This is a genomic window from Thalassotalea sp. LPB0316, from assembly GCF_014898095.1.
GTDB lineage: Bacteria > Pseudomonadota > Gammaproteobacteria > Enterobacterales > Alteromonadaceae > Thalassotalea_G.
The window spans coordinates 20,680-36,213 of record NZ_CP062946.1; the positions used below are offsets into that span (position 1 = coordinate 20,680).

The 15,534-nt window shown below is 42.8% G+C and carries 14 protein-coding genes; 3 read left to right on the forward strand and 11 right to left on the reverse strand.

Going from position 1 to position 15,534, the window contains the following annotated elements:
• Positions 1-5: 5 nt before the first annotated feature.
• From clpB to rluD, 3 genes are all read right to left on the reverse strand, one after another.
• Positions 6-2,576: an ATP-dependent chaperone ClpB gene (gene clpB / locus LP316_RS00095; RefSeq protein ID WP_193022095.1), complete on the reverse strand. Its 2,571-nt coding sequence runs from the start codon at positions 2,574-2,576 to the stop codon at positions 6-8.
• Between the two features lie 112 nt (positions 2,577-2,688).
• Positions 2,689-3,450 (reverse strand): peptidoglycan editing factor PgeF, encoded by a 762-nt coding sequence (pgeF, locus tag LP316_RS00100; protein WP_193022096.1) that lies wholly within the window; start codon positions 3,448-3,450, stop codon positions 2,689-2,691.
• Positions 3,431-4,405: a 23S rRNA pseudouridine(1911/1915/1917) synthase RluD gene (gene rluD / locus LP316_RS00105; protein WP_193022097.1), complete on the reverse strand. Its 975-nt coding sequence runs from the start codon at positions 4,403-4,405 to the stop codon at positions 3,431-3,433. The genes pgeF and rluD overlap by 20 nt, the downstream gene beginning before the upstream one ends.
• Positions 4,406-4,532: 127 nt before the next feature.
• On the opposite strand from rluD, the gene LP316_RS00110 reads away from it, so the two are divergent.
• Positions 4,533-5,294 carry an outer membrane protein assembly factor BamD gene (locus LP316_RS00110; RefSeq protein WP_193022098.1) on the forward strand — a complete coding sequence of 254 codons (762 nt, stop codon included), beginning with the start codon at positions 4,533-4,535 and terminating at the stop codon, positions 5,292-5,294.
• Positions 5,295-5,376: 82 nt separating this feature from the next.
• Here the strand turns inward: LP316_RS00110 and glnB are convergent, their stop codons facing one another.
• Positions 5,377-5,715 carry a nitrogen regulatory protein P-II gene (gene glnB, locus LP316_RS00115; RefSeq protein ID WP_193022099.1) on the reverse strand — a complete coding sequence of 113 codons (339 nt, stop codon included), beginning with the start codon at positions 5,713-5,715 and terminating at the stop codon, positions 5,377-5,379.
• Positions 5,716-6,125: 410 nt separating this feature from the next.
• Between glnB and nadE the strand changes: the two genes are divergently transcribed.
• Positions 6,126-6,956 carry an ammonia-dependent NAD(+) synthetase gene (gene nadE / locus LP316_RS00120; RefSeq protein WP_193022100.1) on the forward strand — a complete coding sequence of 277 codons (831 nt, stop codon included), beginning with the start codon at positions 6,126-6,128 and terminating at the stop codon, positions 6,954-6,956.
• Positions 6,957-6,994: 38 nt separating this feature from the next.
• Positions 6,995-7,552 carry a GspH/FimT family pseudopilin gene (locus LP316_RS00125; protein ID WP_193022101.1) on the forward strand — a complete coding sequence of 186 codons (558 nt, stop codon included), beginning with the start codon at positions 6,995-6,997 and terminating at the stop codon, positions 7,550-7,552.
• A gap of 426 nt (positions 7,553-7,978) precedes the next feature.
• Here the strand turns inward: LP316_RS00125 and LP316_RS00130 are convergent, their stop codons facing one another.
• From LP316_RS00130 to ispH, 7 genes are all read right to left on the reverse strand, one after another.
• A complete protein-coding gene (locus LP316_RS00130) occupies positions 7,979-8,275 on the reverse strand; it encodes a TapY2 family type IVa secretion system protein (protein WP_193022102.1) in 297 nt (98 codons plus the stop codon).
• 3 nt (positions 8,276-8,278) lie between these two features.
• Entirely contained in the window at positions 8,279-8,686 is a 408-nt protein-coding gene (locus LP316_RS00135; protein WP_193022103.1) for a type IV pilin protein, read from the reverse strand.
• Positions 8,683-12,282 (reverse strand): pilus assembly protein, encoded by a 3,600-nt coding sequence (locus LP316_RS00140; protein ID WP_193022104.1) that lies wholly within the window; start codon positions 12,280-12,282, stop codon positions 8,683-8,685. Before LP316_RS00140 ends, LP316_RS00135 begins: the two co-directional genes overlap by 4 nt.
• A gap of 2 nt (positions 12,283-12,284) precedes the next feature.
• The gene (locus LP316_RS00145) at positions 12,285-12,758 is read right to left on the reverse strand and encodes a PilX N-terminal domain-containing pilus assembly protein (RefSeq protein WP_193022105.1); all 474 of its coding nucleotides are present in this window, start codon (positions 12,756-12,758) and stop codon (positions 12,285-12,287) included.
• Positions 12,752-13,732 (reverse strand): PilW family protein, encoded by a 981-nt coding sequence (locus LP316_RS00150; RefSeq protein ID WP_193022106.1) that lies wholly within the window; start codon positions 13,730-13,732, stop codon positions 12,752-12,754. Before LP316_RS00150 ends, LP316_RS00145 begins: the two co-directional genes overlap by 7 nt.
• Before the next feature lie 8 nt (positions 13,733-13,740).
• The gene (gene pilV / locus LP316_RS00155) at positions 13,741-14,289 is read right to left on the reverse strand and encodes a type IV pilus modification protein PilV (protein ID WP_193022107.1); all 549 of its coding nucleotides are present in this window, start codon (positions 14,287-14,289) and stop codon (positions 13,741-13,743) included.
• Positions 14,290-14,587: 298 nt separating this feature from the next.
• On the reverse strand, positions 14,588-15,517 hold the full coding sequence (gene ispH, locus LP316_RS00160) for a 4-hydroxy-3-methylbut-2-enyl diphosphate reductase (protein ID WP_193022108.1): 930 nt from the start codon (positions 15,515-15,517) through the stop codon (positions 14,588-14,590).
• Positions 15,518-15,534 lie beyond the last annotated feature (17 nt).

The window sequence follows — 15,534 nt, forward strand, 5'->3', positions numbered from 1 at the left end:
TAGACCTATTGAATAACCAACTCACCTGACTGTTGATCAATCGAGATGGTATTTCTATTTTCAAAATCACCCGCGAGTAATTTTTGTGCCAGAGGATTCTCAATACCATTTTGTATTGCACGTTTTAATGGCCGCGCACCAAACAGTGGATCAAACCCTGCTTCGGCAATTAACGATATTGCCGCATCAGTGACGTCAAGTATTAAGCCATTATCAGCTAATCGTTTTTCTAAATTGCTCAACTGAATTCTTGCAATATGTTGGATCTGCTCCGCTTGCAGTGAGTGGAACACAACAGTTTCATCAATACGGTTGATAAACTCAGGTTTAAAGTGGTTGCTAAGTTCAGCCATAACACCCGCTTTCATCGCGTCGTAATTTTCATCACCACCGAAGGTTTGGATGATTTCAGAGCCAATATTTGAGGTCATAATAATCACAGTATTCTTAAAGTCGACTGTACGCCCTTGACCATCAGTAAGGCGCCCTTCATCCAAAACTTGCAGTAAAATATTAAAGACGTCAGGATGTGCTTTTTCAACCTCATCAAGTAATACCACTGAATAAGGTTTTCTGCGCACTGCTTCGGTTAAATAACCACCTTCTTCATAGCCAACATAACCTGGAGGCGCGCCAACTAACCGTGCAACTGAGTGTTTTTCCATAAACTCAGACATATCGACGCGAATTAAAGCCTCTTCGCTATCAAACATAAATGACGCTAGCGCTTTAGTTAGCTCCGTTTTACCAACCCCCGTCGGCCCTAAAAACAGGAATGAGCCGATCGGTTGGTTCGGATCAGCAAGGCCAGCACGTGAACGTCTGATCGCATTTGATACTGAAACAACCGCTTCGTCTTGACCTACTACGCGTTGATGTAGCTCATCTTCCATACGCAGCAGCTTTTCGCGCTCTTGCTCGAGCATTTTTGATACCGGAATACCCGTTGCTCGGCTCAACACATCGGCGATTTCAACGTCTGTCACCTTGTTTTTCAGCAAGTTCATATCTTGCATTTCAGCCTGACTTGCCAAATCGAGCTGCTTTTCTAGCTCAGGGATTTTACCGTACTGCAGTTCAGACATTTTATTCAAATCACCACTACGGCTCGCCATCTCAAGCTCAATACGGGCTTGTTCTAGCTCTTCTTTGATGGTTTGCGTACCGTGAATAGCCGCTTTTTCGGTTTTCCACACCTCTTCAAGTTCGTCGTATTGCGCCTGATTTTCATCGAGCTCTTGTGTTAACGCTGACAAACGCTGTTTCGAGGCACTATCGCTTTCTTTTTCTAACGCTTTTTGCTCAAGTTTTAATTGAATAATACGACGCTCTAAGCGATCTAGATTTTCCGGCTTCGAGTCCATTTGCAATCGAATACTCGACGCAGCTTCATCAATTAAATCAATGGCTTTATCAGGTAACTGACGGTCACTGATATAACGATGGCTCAAGGTTGCAGCTGCGACAATCGCCGGATCAGTAATCTCTACATTATGGTGAAGCTCATAACGCTCTTTTAAACCACGTAAAATGGCGACTGTATCTTCAACACTCGGCTCATCAATTAACACTTTTTGGAAGCGACGCTCTAACGCAGCATCTTTTTCAATGTACTGACGATATTCATCAAGAGTAGTCGCGCCTACACAGTGCAGCTCACCTCTGGCAAGCGCTGGCTTTAACATGTTACCAGCGTCCATTGCGCCATCAGTTTTACCTGCGCCAACCATAGTATGAAGCTCGTCGATAAATAAGATAACTTGCCCTTCTTCTTTAGCAAGTTCATTGAGCACTGACTTTAAACGCTCTTCAAATTCACCGCGATATTTTGCACCGGCAACTAGTGCGCCCATATCCAATGATAAGACTTTTTTATTTTTTAAGCCTTCAGGAATTTCTCCATTGACAATACGCTGTGCTAACCCTTCGGCAATGGCCGTTTTACCAACGCCGGGTTGACCAATTAACACCGGATTATTTTTGGTTCTTCGTTGGAGCACTTGAATAGTTCTGCGAATTTCATCGTCGCGGCCAATAACAGGGTCCAACTTCCCAGCTTCAGCGCGCTCAGTTAAATTGATGGTGAACTTATCGAGTGCTTGTCTTAAATCTTCAGCGTTCTGCTCATTCACATTTTCACCCTGACGAACATGATCAATCGCATCTTTAATGCGCTTCTCTGTCGCTCCTAAATTATTTAAGGTTTGACCCAACACACCTTTGTCGTGTACTGCGGCATAAACAAAGACTTCAGATGAAATATATTTATCACCTAATTTTTGCGCGTACTTGTCGCACAAATTAAGCAAGGTGATCATATTGGTTGAAAATTGAACTTCTCCGCCAACACCTTCTACTTGCGCAAAAGATTCGAGCGTTTTTTCAAGTTTGCCTCTTAAGGCGTTTACATTAATTCCGGCACTTTTTAATACAGTAACCGTGCTACCACCTTGCTGATTCAATAAAGCGAGCATTAAGTGGGTAGGTTCGATAAATTGGTGATCTTTCCCCAATGCCAATGACTGAGCATCAGAAATTGCTAGTTGAAAGGCTTGAGTGAGTTTATCTAATCGCATTCATTTTCTCCTTACGGCCATATTACTGGTCTTACGTTGCTTATGGATAAAAATGAGGGCAGTTGTTTAGAAATTCAACTCAGGAGTTTGATTTAGATTAAAAAAACATCATTTATCTTATGCAAATAATACTAACCATACGGCCTGTTTGACGATCGCGACGATAAGAGAAAAAGCGCTGTGGCTCAAGTAATGTGCAACTCGTATCACATTTAATATCATTAACGCCGGCTTCGATTAACTGATGCTTAGCGATGGCTTGTAAGTCAGCTAAATACTTGCCGCTAGCTTTATCACTAAACGCTTGTTCTAACGCTTTATTTTGGTTAACAAATATATCTTTAACGTCTTTACCTACTTCAAAAGAGGCTTTTGAAATACAAGGCCCAAGCCAGACAGATAGCGAATCTGGTGACGCCTTCATTTGCGCCAATGTGTTAGTAATAATGTACTGACTAAGTGGCCGCCATCCGGCGTGAATTGCCGCAACTTCCTTGCCCTGTTTATCGGCAATAAGTATAGGCAAACAATCTGCGGTCATAATAGCAAGCGCGACGCCCTTTTCACGGGTTATCGCTGCATCAGCGTGTGGCGGTATAGGAGAGACAGTTTTAATCACTTCAACACGCCCACCATGTACCTGATCTAACCATTGAATGGCGCAATGTGCTGGCAAAAATTGCGCTACAACCTTTCGGTTATCAGCAACTTGCTCAGGATCATCATCAACATGTAAAGCGATATTAAAGTCGTTGAAAGGAGGGGTACTAGAGTGGATGTTATCAGGCGTTTGCCGCGTTGTTGAAAAGGCCAATACTTGAGGTATTGGCCAATCAATTGAAATCAGCGCAGAATTAGTATTCGTCTTTTGCATTGAGTTGCGTGTCTTGTTTTAGTAAATCGACAAGCTTTTGGAAATCTTCAGGGATCGGCGCATGCCATGTCATTTGCTCACCGGTTATCGGGTGGAATAACGATAACATAGTCGCGTGTAATGCTTGACGCTTAAAGCTTCGCAAATACTCTAGTAACTCCGGCGTAGCATTTTTGGGTGGACGCGGTCTACCGCCATACACCGGATCGCCAACTAATGGGTGGGTGATATGCGCCATATGCACGCGGATTTGATGGGTACGGCCAGTTTCTAGGCGCAAACGCAATCGGGTATGCAAGCGATACTTTTCCATCACGCGGTAATGGGTTACCGACGGTCGGCCAAATGGCGATATCGCCATTTGTGTTCTTTTGGTGCCATGACGACCAATCGGCTCATCAACCGTGCCTCCTGCCGTCATGATTCCGTTGGCCACAGCTTCATATTCACGCGTTATTTCACGCGCTTGGAGTGCTTCAACGAGATTGGTTTGAGCCGCAATTGTTTTCGCCACAACCATCAACCCCGTGGTATCTTTGTCAAGGCGATGGACAATACCGGCACGAGGTACAACATCGAGCTGAGGGCAATGGTGTAACAAGGCGTTTAACACAGTGCCATCAGGGTTACCTGCGCCAGGGTGAACAACTAAATCTTTCGGCTTGTTGATCACTAAAATATCATCGTCTTCGTAAACAATGTTCAATGGGATATCTTGCGGTTCAAAGCGAATATCGGCTTCTACTTCGGCGTTTATTTCAATATTTTCTCCGCCGACAACTTTCTCACGCGCTTTGGTGATCACTTTGCCATTTAGCATCACATTACCCGCTAAAATCCAATCTTTTAATCGAGAACGTGAATAATCAGGAAACATTTGAGCTAAAGTTTGGTCCAAACGCTTACCTAAGCAAGATTCTGGGACGATATTTTGGTGTTGAATTTTTTCAGCCATTAAACTCTCATTAATTAGCACTGTGCAAGGCATGATTGCTAGGTTAGAATGCTTGCTAGTATTTTACCCCCTCGAGCCGGGGTTTCATAATTTATTTTAACAAAACCGTGTAGTGATACTGAAATATATGGAAAATTTGACAATAAAAGCGATGATTGTCGCGCTAACTATTAGCTTAGCCGGCTGTTCTTCATCAGATAATAATGACGCTGACGTGGTACCAGATAAATCTGCACAAGCCCTTTTCGTTGATGCACGAGACGCTCTTGAAAGCGGTCTATTCCAAAAAGCAATTCAAATTTTATCAGCGATTGATTCGCGCTTCCCTTTTGGCCCTATTTCACATCAAGTACAACTTGATTTGATTTACGCTTATTACAAAAGCGGTGATGCTGCGCAAGGTATCGCGCTAACAGATCGTTTTTTAAAGCTAAACCCTAACCATCCACAAGTTGATTATGTTTACTACATGCGAGCATTAATCAATATTGGTACCGAGGAAAATTTATTCCAAGATTTAGCGGGTATTGATCGCGATGACAGAGATCCAACAGCCTCACGTGAAGCATTTAAAGATTTAAAACACATCCTAACCAATTACCCTGAAAGTAAGTACGCAGCTGATGCACGCAAACGCATGGTTGCAATAAAGTCGCGCTTGGCTAAATATGAACTAGCGATAGCTCGCTATTACATCAAACGCGGTGCATTTGCTTCAGCAGCTAATCGCGGCCGTTATATTGTAGAAAACTTCGCACCCAGCCCAGAGCTTGAACCAGCGTTAGAAATTATGGTGAAAAGCTACGACGAACTAGGCCTAGAAGACTTACGTGTTAATGCACTGCAAGTGTTAGCAGCCAACTATCCAAATAATAAGCTAGTAGATTAATACAGGTTAACTAAATCAAACACAAAAAAGCCGACAAATTGTCGGCTTTTTTATTATCAGGCTCTAGCTATAGTCCTTTAGACTATATAGCGTCACCGTCTTCTTCACCTGTGCGAATGCGAATAACACGTTCAACATTGGTAACAAAAATCTTGCCATCACCAATTTTGCCTGTTTGAGCGGTTGACATAATAGCATCAATACAGCGCGGCGCGGTGTCATCATCGACGACAATTTCAATTTTCACTTTCGGTAAAAAATCGACCATATACTCTGCACCACGGTATAGCTCAGTATGACCTTTTTGACGACCAAAGCCTTTTACCTCTGAAACTGTCATCCCTGTAATGCCAATTTCACCGAGGGCTTCTCGAACGTCATCCATTTTGAATGGTTTAATTATCGCTTCAATTTTTTTCATTATTCAAATTAACTCAAGGCTGTTATAAATTAATCAATATACAGTTTACCCGACAAGGGTTATTTTTGTCTGTATAAATCTCAAATTGAATTAGGTAAACTGTTCGTAACTGATACCAATTGAAATAAATATTTGACCGACTCAGAGCTACGTCAGGGAAGTTAGAATAAAACAAATTTATGCAGGTGTAGTTATTCTACATCTAGTAAATTTGTGAAATTATCACTTTTCTGACGAGCTCCCAAGGGCAAGTTTAAAAGGCTTTTATACTTCGTTACTGATTTTGATAAGGGAATAACCATTATCGGCAATCAAAGCCTTGTCTAAAAGCCTTTTAAATCCCGCTGAGTGATCAAATATTTAATTCACTTGGTAGTAACTATTTAACGCAACTTTCACAAGGTAGAGTAATGGATCGAAAAACGATCATCGAAGAAATGCAAGTTCAAAGCGAAATAAGCCCAGCGTTTGAAATTAAACGTCGAGTAGACTTTATTAAAAAGCAATTGCGCCAGTCTGGCTTAAACCATCTTGTCCTAGGCATTAGTGGCGGTGTTGACTCTTCTACCTGCGGCCGGCTTGCTCAACTTGCAGTTAACGAGTTAAATGAAGAGCACAATGGCAATTATCGCTTTATCGCGGTTCGTTTACCTTATGACGTGCAAGCAGATGAAGATGACGCACAACTAGCGCTAAATTTTATCGAGCCTTCACACGTCGTTACCACTAACATTTTTGATGGTGCCCAAGGTATTCACAATGAAACATTGCGCGCACTAGATGAGGCCAGCTTACTTGTTGCCAATGACGGGCAAATTGACTTTTCAAAAGGCAACGTAAAAGCACGTACGCGTATGGTAACTCAATACCATATAGCCGGTATTCTTGGCGGCTTAGTCTTGGGTACCGACCACTCAGCAGAAAACATTACAGGGTTCTTCACAAAATGGGGCGACGGCGCCTGTGATTTAATTCCATTATTTGGTCTGTCAAAGCGTCAAGTAAGAATGCTTGCAAAAGAGCTTGGTGCGCCTGAAAAACTCATCACTAAAGCGCCGACAGCCGATCTCGAAGAGCTAGAGCCAGGCAAAAAAGATGAAGACGCTTTGGGCTTAAGTTACGATCAACTAGATGACTTCTTAGAGGGCAAAGCCATAGATAAAGACGTTGAACAACGCATTATCGATATCTACCTTAGAACCCAACACAAGCGTCAACCGATCCCAACGATTTACGATTAAGTTCGTCAAGGCGTACTTGCTAGCAGGAGTCATTTGCCATGAATACATTAGTCAAAGGTTTTACTATTATTGAGCTCATGGTTACTGTTGCCATTATCGGTATTATCACCGCGATGGCCATGCCCAATATGACAGAATTTATTGTTAGAATGCGGGTCGATAACGAAGTTACGCAAATTCACAGTTTAACGGTACTAGCAAAAAACTACGCGGTTAACAGTGAAGAAGTAGTGACGATATGCCCGCTAGGCTCCAACAATAGTTGCGACGGTGATTGGAAAAACGAGATTACTGTCTTTATTGATGTCGATGGTGATGCGGTTTACGAAGCAGCGGATCAAGATGCCATTATTAAGGTCAAAGAAGCAATCAAGGAAGGTGACGAACTCGACTTTCCTCGTTCAAGCATTCGCTACTCGCCCACAGGAAGGTTAACTAATGTCAGTAATGGCACCTTTGAATACTGCCCCAAAGGCTATCCAGATCTCTCACGCGGAGTAACTATTTCGCGTTCAGGCAGAGCTTATTTATCAAGCGATACGAACAATGACGGCAAAGAAGAAAACCGCAATGGTACTGCTATTAGTTGTAACTAGAATGGGATCTCCTCAATATTTTATCTGACGCTTAACAGCGCTTCGGTGCCAGTATGTGACTTTACCATACCCTACTACGGAGAGCCGTCATCCCCTGACGTTTTTACAGGGGATCTCCTGCCATTTAGCAGTGCGTTTTTTCATTAATGATTAAAAGCTCGCTTTGAATTTATGAGGTTCCCGCCTCGATAATTGCTCCTGCATTATTCTACTTACTTACATCCATGTAAGCATTCGCGGGAATGACGTTTTGCTATAGTGAAAAATTGAGTTAATTGCTTTATAGCAACAATTTTATAAAAAAAACTTACTTCCGCTTTTCGCTCAGATGTGTCGTTCAGAGAGCTTCCCCGTAATCATAAAACTGTACTAATAAAAAGCAGCGTTATCAAACTCTGTCCCAAAATCTATTTAATCAAGGATTTATTAGCGCAATGTTTGGCGATCAAGTTGACGTGCGATCACGTTGTCAAACTCGTCGGTTTCTTTAACGCATTCTACAACCTGTTCTATTCGCCGATTTTTCGCTAAGCCTTTGGTAAATTTCTTACCAACTAAGTCTGTTTTTAAATAAGGTATGCGCGCTTGTAAACTGTTGATCAAATAAATGCCATCAACACCTGTTGCATCTTTGACATAACATTTCATCTCTTGCTTTTGCGCAGCAAGTGCGTTGGTCGAGCAAAATAAAGCAGTAAGACAAATGAGTGTTCTAATAACCATTGATTACTCCCAACATTTGGCAGAGGTTGCTGATTTAGCACCCGTTTCAGTGATTTGCATATTCAAGCAAACCGCATCCGCTGATGCTTGCTGACCTAAGGCTGTCGCTTTAAGCACAAAGGTATCTTTCGCCGAGTTGACGGTAGCGTCAATCGAGTAATTGCCTGATTCGGTGATAAAAGGATCTGCGCCTAAGCCTAAGTCTTTCATATCATCGGTATACGCGCGATTATCAACGTAAAACATTTCTTGTAAATTGGCGATGCGCATGAGTTCGCGCTGTGGCTCTGCACGATTAGAACGAGTAACAAAGTCAACATAAGACGGATAGGCAACACCCGCTAATATACCAATGATTGCTACTGCAACCATCAGCTCGATAAGCGTTAAACCTCGATTTAATTTTTTCACTTGTTATCCTCTTCTATATACAGGTGGGTCCGCATCGTTTCTAAGGTAAAGCCATTTAGCACATCACAATTTGATGCTTCACATAAGGTTAATGTGCCGCTACCGCTGCCACCTTTGCCGTCACTACCGGCACCTACACCAACAAACATAATTTTACCTGAGCCCGTAACCCCCTCTTCTGGTGGCGGAATCACAACCGTTGGTGTATCAGGTACTCTATCGCCGACATCGAGATAATCTCTGCCAGTACCATCAGTATTTAACCAATTATAGATACTGGTACCTTGGGCTAAATCAACAGCATAAAGCTTGCCCGACCCCGTATTTAATGTACATTGCCCACCACTTACGCTTTCAGCGGGTGTAAAGGTATTGAAATAGGCAACGCCAGCTAAGGCCGTTGCCGATGACATGCTCTTCTCACCTTCTGCAGCAAAATCAATATACCAGCCATCTTTTGCTGACACGGCAATTTCGAGCTCGGTTTGCGCGGTCGCAGATAACGACTGACCAAATGGGTCATTGGTGTAGTCATACAAGTCGGCGAGTTGAATGGGTGCCGGTGCAGGATTTTCACCAACAAATGATCGGGTAATAATATTTTTGTCTTTGATCATAAAGAACATATCAGATGTGTCGATAGACGACGGCGCAGATCTATCACCACTACCAATAAGTAATGCGTCGTAAGGCGTATCTTGTCGAGTAACTTCGATATAGTCATCACCTAACTCATTGGTTTTGGTGGTTGAAATGGTATTGGTGATCAAAGCTCGGACAATTGACGGCTCATTAAAAAAGCGGCGATCGTTGCTTGAATTAGCTTGTTCGCCACCAAGCGCTGCGATTTTAAAAGCCGTCCACGGACTTTCACTATCAAAGGGTGAAGCGCTTGGCATATCAACCCTAAATACGTTGGCACCCGTATCACCAACGTATAACCTATCGGTTAACCCATCAGAATCACTATCTAAAATAGCGATACTGGAGGGAATACTGTCAGTGAGATCGGTAAATTTAGTGTTGGTTGACGAGGTTGCGTCTGGGGTTAAACTCCACTTTAAAACACCAGTTTGTGCGTCAACCATAAATATGGCATTGCCCACGGTATCGTGCTGACCGACGCCGGCAACATCTTTAGCTGTCGAGTAACCGCCACCAAAAATCACCACAGGTTTTGGCACGCCATTGACGATATTGTTCTTTGCGTAGGTTACTTTAGGCTTAGACCAAGATTGTGCTAATCGCTCAAAACCTTCGGTTGTTTCATCAATCTTCCAAAGCATTTTTGGCGTATCAGGATCGCTAATATCAATGCCATAGTACGAGCTACCACCTCGGCGCAGACCAAAATACAACCAAGCTTTATCACCAGAGGCTTCATCAATACTGCCATCACCATTTAAATCTTGTAAATGAACAGTGGCTGAACCATCAATACCATAAATTTTATCAGAACTGGTGTAGTTAGCACGCAATGGCGCAATGTTGGGGAAGAACTCTTTAAACATAATTGCCCAAGACTCTTCAACTGTATCGCCGTTGTCATCAAACATATGCAGAACACCAGCATTGGTGCCGACAATGATACGCACATCTTGTGATGAGGCACTACCACCGTAATTAACGACTAAAGGCTTTGAATGCAGAGGATCGGCAAAGACATCTTCGCGAATATCGGTTGTCGAGTTATCACGGTCAGAATCATCCTCATCAAATCCTATGAACCAGTTAAGGTAACTCTCTAGTTCCTCTTCAGGTACATTCATATAGGTAGCTAATTCTTCATCACCGCCATAAGCATTTGACACATTCGTTTTGTTAAAGCTAACTAACGCATTATTACTGCCAATATCACTATAAAGCTTACGGACGGTTTGAGAACGCAGCATTTCAGCAACACCACCAGAGGTAACGTCTTCGCCATCAGCTACTGGGCTAGTTGACCAAAAGGTTTTGGCAGTTGATTTGATATTGCCATTTTCGTCAATCGCAACATTGCCTTCTCGATCGACCTGCTTACCATCAGTGAGTTTGAGTTTTTTGATGTTTCCTTGCCAACGAGGACCTCGATCAGGTAAAAACATCGCGTAATACACTGAATCTAGGGTTTCTGTTCTATCAAAGTTGTTTGAAGCGATAGAGGGGGAAGTAAAGCTCGCATTAACTCGCAAAATCTCTACCAATGCCGATTGTAAAGCGGCAAGTAAACCGGCGGCATCTTGGGCGGGATAATATTGACCGCCGCCTAATTTTGCCGCCTCTTTAAGAATTGGCGCGGCGTCATCGGCGCCACTACTAAACCCAATCGTATAAGTTGTCGCCGTTTGAACACCTTCGATAGCGTTATTAATATCGTTATTCTTCATCCAACCAGCAAGCGCGGGTAAATAGTTACCACTAAATTTTGAACCAACACCAGGTAGTGCGCCAATCAAACCATCGGCGGCATTATCTTTAGTCGGCTTACCGTCGGTCATCATGATCACGTAAACTTCATTGCTACAGCCTTTATAAGGTGAGGTATAGGTCTTACTGTTGCCCGAACCCGTTTCAATGCTGTAGTCCCTATCTGGTTCATCTTTAGGAGTTCCGCTAGTTCTACTCTCTTTACCGTAGAGTACCGCTTGACCACCAAAGTATCGCATCGCCTCATAAAGTGATTCACACAATGGCGTATTAGTTTGAGGTAATATGCCATTATCAATAATATCGATAAGTTCAGCTGTTGCTGAATCTGTCATATCTTGAATACCAAACACCACACGACCACCATCGTGCTCGTACTCATCATATGCGTTGAAGTTAAACACCTGTAGGCCAAAGTCCACCGACGGTGCAGACTCAATTAAGTCGGTCATTACCGCTTTGGCAATATCCATACGAGAAATAGAGACATTGGTTAATGATGAATTTTGATAGTACCGCAAGTAATTATCGCTATAGAGTGTAACGACCTCACCCGTACCAAAAGCAGTATTACTGGCATTGACGTCATTTGTGTAATAGACAGGGTTACCTTTACTACCTAAGCCATCAACAGGGTAACCATCTGGAAGAGCTTCAATACTGCCATTCTTTTTCTCTATCCCGGCGTTTTTTGGGTTTTCTTCTCTAATGTCATCCCAGCAGTCGATGACTTCAATATTTGCGCCGTTATTGTCAGGAATTTCTTGCCAACTACCAGAATTACCTGAAAAAGCATATTCTCGAATATAGCCCGTATAAAAACCAACCGTTTCAAGTCGAACTCTCGCCTCTTCACAACTGTTAATCGCATCTAAAAACCGACGAGACTCACTCGGACTATCAGGTACAGGCATGCTGGCATTATCTACACCACTGCCTTTGGTAAAATAGATAAAATTTTCGCTAAGTGAGTTCAAGCCACCGACTGCTGGGTATACAGTATTGGGATCATAGAGCGGTTTAACCGTTTCATCGGTTGACATACTTCCGGAGTTGTCAAAGATAATTAACACTTGTGGTTTATTACCTGTACGTTGGGCTGTATTACCGACATACAGTTCTATGTCCTCAGCAATCAGTGATGTTGAAACTAAGGCTAATAAGGTACTGACTATAAACTTCTTCATCATTAATTCCCTATATTTAATAGCTGTTGAGCAACACCGGATTGAACAACGATATCTTGGTGTTTTTTACGGCCATACTGTCTTGTTACTTGAACATTGAGCACGTTGCACTTAAATACTTGTACAGACGAGCCAGAGCGAGAGTGAGGGCAATCTGACTCTAAATTATTCGGGTTAGCTACCGATAACACAGCAACAGTGTCGGCTGCAGAAACAACCTTCTCTTTGGGAAACGTTTCTATTTTGTCGGTAAAAGCATTAGTACCGGAAGTTTGTGTCACTTCGTTAAAAATGACTTCATCGGTGGCACTTAAGGTTTCTTGTACGGCAGTCGTTTTATCTTCAGTTGCACCAGACATTTTCATATCTGTGGTCGTTACTTGCATTAATGCGGAGGCGACAGCCGTGAGTGCGATCAGAAAAATTAGCGAGATTAAGAGAACTACCCCGTGCTGACGCTGTTTAGTTATTACCATGAGTCAGTCCTCGTGTTGTAAAGTGTTACGGTCGAAGAGAAGAGCAAACGCCGATAGTTATCGCCTTCACCGTTAGCATTCATAAAGTCGACGCTGATATCACCTAAAGTATAGGTGTTTTTGTTTTCATAATCGAAATCTGGGTATAAGTCGCGCACTAACACATACATAGTAACGGCAAGAATTTGATTATCACCTTCGTTATCCCACAGGGCTTGCGTCATATTATCTGCTGACACAAACGCGTTCACCACGCCGTCATTATCCGTATCAACACCGTAGGTAAAACGAATCATTTCAACACCGTCAATCACAGGATCAAATAAAATAGGCGGATTATCGTTTCTCAGTAAACCTTTTACTAAAACCGGAATTTTATTACCGCCCACGGTGTCTTCGCGCACATAGTATATATAGTGTTGGTATTCCCAGATACTGCCATTATCAATCGTTGGCACTGGTTCATCGCCTGCAAATATTGCCCCCTGATTCATATTGGTCATTAGGTAATATCTGTCTTCAGAAATATCAGCAGCGGCTAGTGTTGAAGATACGACTCGTTTGAGCTGCAAAACATCACTACCTTGCACTGCGTTAGTAATGCAGCCCAGTGCATTACTGGTGTTACTCGTTTCACCCCAAATTTCACGAAAGTGGCCAACATCTTGTGGAAACGATGTATTGTTTGCCCCTTCGCCGACACAATCAGCTGCATTTTGCGCGGGTACTTGTAGTACTTTGTTAGTGGTGAGCTCACCAGATAAGTCGCCCCAAAAGCCGACTCGGATCAGATCTTCAGTTAACAGCTGAACAGCAAAACGGCCATTTTCTTGTAATGAACCAAAACTCGTTGTTTCAGTTGTTGTTGTTCTCATCGATACAAACGCCGCTAGTACGCCGGCGACAAGTACAGTACCAACAGCAAGTGAGATAAATATTTCAATTAAACTAAAACCGAATTGCTGCTTTCTCATAGAACCCCTTAGAAAATAAACGCCGAAATTTGCACCTGGCGACGTTTATCAGATGCCGTGCCACAACCAAATGCTAATGTATCATTTGAGTCAGCTGAATCTTGCGTTTGAACCCGGCCTTGCCAACTGACCACTACGGTAACCGCTTGATTATTATGTTCAATACAGCCTTGTGCTCCAACCAATCCACCGAGTGATTTACTCCCCTGACTAACGTTACTACCGATTAATTTTTGTTCCCATTCATAAAGATCATTACTCACCATTTGCAACGAATTACAGGGGGTGTCGGGGTCGTCACAGCGATTGTCGGGAGCACTCAAGTTACCTGCGCCATAGCTGCCTTGGTAGTTCTCTAAATTAAGTGGATCTGAGTCATTAGCTCGCATACGCTCAATGATGTCTTGAGCAAGCGCACTCGCCATTGAACGTTGCATAGCATCAAAACTGCCTTTTTTTGCCGACGCTTGCATCGCCACGGCACCAATAATTCCAGTTGATAAAATGACCAGAGATACTAGTACTTCAATAAATGATATCCCGCGTTGATGGCGCATTAGACAATCCTATACGTTGTTTTTGTTGCTGAGTGGATTGAGTGAATGAATCGTGAGAAAAAACAGAATAATTTGAAAAGAAAAGATTGAGATAACAAGCCGTAACTTGCCTCTCTAAAAGTTGCCGAAAAGTGTATATCAGTTAATTTTACGGCGGAAAAAATCACATAGGTGAACATCATTAACCCCCTAAACATTATCCTTTGCCTATTGGCTCATACTTGAGCGTTCAATCTTAAACCGCAAAGATCGCGGTGAAATTAAGTACGATCCTGTGTACAAAATTCCACCAATGAGATTATCGCAATTCAGCAGGTACTGCAAATACTATATTTTCTTCGCGACCAGGGTGTTCGACAACCTCTTTACCACCGTGCTCTTTAAGCTTATCGATAACTTGTCTTACCAGAATATCTGGGGCTGATGCGCCGGCCGTGACACCCACTTTTTCGACACTTTCTAGCCAACTTAATTCAATATTGTCTGCAGTATCGATTAAGTATGACGTTGTTCCCATCTTTTGTGCTAATTCGCGTAAGCGGTTCGAATTGGAGCTATTCTTAGCACCAACAACTAACAACAAATCAACTTGGCTAGCAATGGCACGCACAGCATCTTGACGATTTTGTGTTGCGTAGCAGATGTCATCTTTACGAGGACCTTCAATTTTAGGGAATTTTGCCACTAACGCATCAATCACATCTGAAGTATCATCAACCGATAATGTTGTTTGGCTACAAAAGTAAAGCTCATCTGGGTTTTTGACTTCTAATTGAGCGACATCTTCTGGTGATTCAACTAAATAAATACCGCCTTCATCACTTTCGTATTGGCCCATCGTGCCTTCAACTTCAGGGTGACCCGCATGACCAATCAATACACACTCTACGCCTTTGCGGCTCGCGCGTGAAACTTCCATGTGAACTTTCGTCACTAGTGGACAGGTCGCATCAAACACTTTCAAACCGCGATCTTTGGCTTCTTGTCGAACAGCTTTTGAAACACCATGAGCACTAAAAATCACGGTATTGTTATCAGGAATTTCGTCGAGTTCATCGACAAAAATCGCGCCGCGATCTTTTAAACCGTTAACGACAAATTTATTGTGGACCACTTCGTGACGCACATATATTGGCGCATCGAATAAATCTAAAGCGCGATCAACAATGCTGATAGCGCGGTCAACACCTGCACAAAAACCCCGAGGATTAGCTAAAATAATTTCCATCTTGCCTACCAACTTTA

Excerpts from the sequence above, each read along its gene's own strand:
- LP316_RS00140 (WP_193022104.1), bottom strand. The coding sequence starts at position 12,282 with ATGAAGAAGTTTATAGTCAGTACCTTATTAGCCTTAGTTTCAACATCA.
- LP316_RS00110 (WP_193022098.1), top strand. The coding sequence starts at position 4,533 with ATGGAAAATTTGACAATAAAAGCGATGATTGTCGCGCTAACTATTAGC.
- nadE (WP_193022100.1), top strand. The coding sequence starts at position 6,126 with ATGGATCGAAAAACGATCATCGAAGAAATGCAAGTTCAAAGCGAAATA.
- pgeF (WP_193022096.1), bottom strand. The coding sequence starts at position 3,450 with ATGCAAAAGACGAATACTAATTCTGCGCTGATTTCAATTGATTGGCCA.
- rluD (WP_193022097.1), bottom strand. The coding sequence starts at position 4,405 with ATGGCTGAAAAAATTCAACACCAAAATATCGTCCCAGAATCTTGCTTA.
- LP316_RS00130 (WP_193022102.1), bottom strand. The coding sequence starts at position 8,275 with ATGGTTATTAGAACACTCATTTGTCTTACTGCTTTATTTTGCTCGACC.
- pilV (WP_193022107.1), bottom strand. The coding sequence starts at position 14,289 with ATGCGCCATCAACGCGGGATATCATTTATTGAAGTACTAGTATCTCTG.
- glnB (WP_193022099.1), bottom strand. The coding sequence starts at position 5,715 with ATGAAAAAAATTGAAGCGATAATTAAACCATTCAAAATGGATGACGTT.
- clpB (WP_193022095.1), bottom strand. The coding sequence starts at position 2,576 with ATGCGATTAGATAAACTCACTCAAGCCTTTCAACTAGCAATTTCTGAT.
- LP316_RS00125 (WP_193022101.1), top strand. The coding sequence starts at position 6,995 with ATGAATACATTAGTCAAAGGTTTTACTATTATTGAGCTCATGGTTACT.
- LP316_RS00145 (WP_193022105.1), bottom strand. The coding sequence starts at position 12,758 with ATGGTAATAACTAAACAGCGTCAGCACGGGGTAGTTCTCTTAATCTCG.
- LP316_RS00150 (WP_193022106.1), bottom strand. The coding sequence starts at position 13,732 with ATGAGAAAGCAGCAATTCGGTTTTAGTTTAATTGAAATATTTATCTCA.
- ispH (WP_193022108.1), bottom strand. The coding sequence starts at position 15,517 with ATGGAAATTATTTTAGCTAATCCTCGGGGTTTTTGTGCAGGTGTTGAC.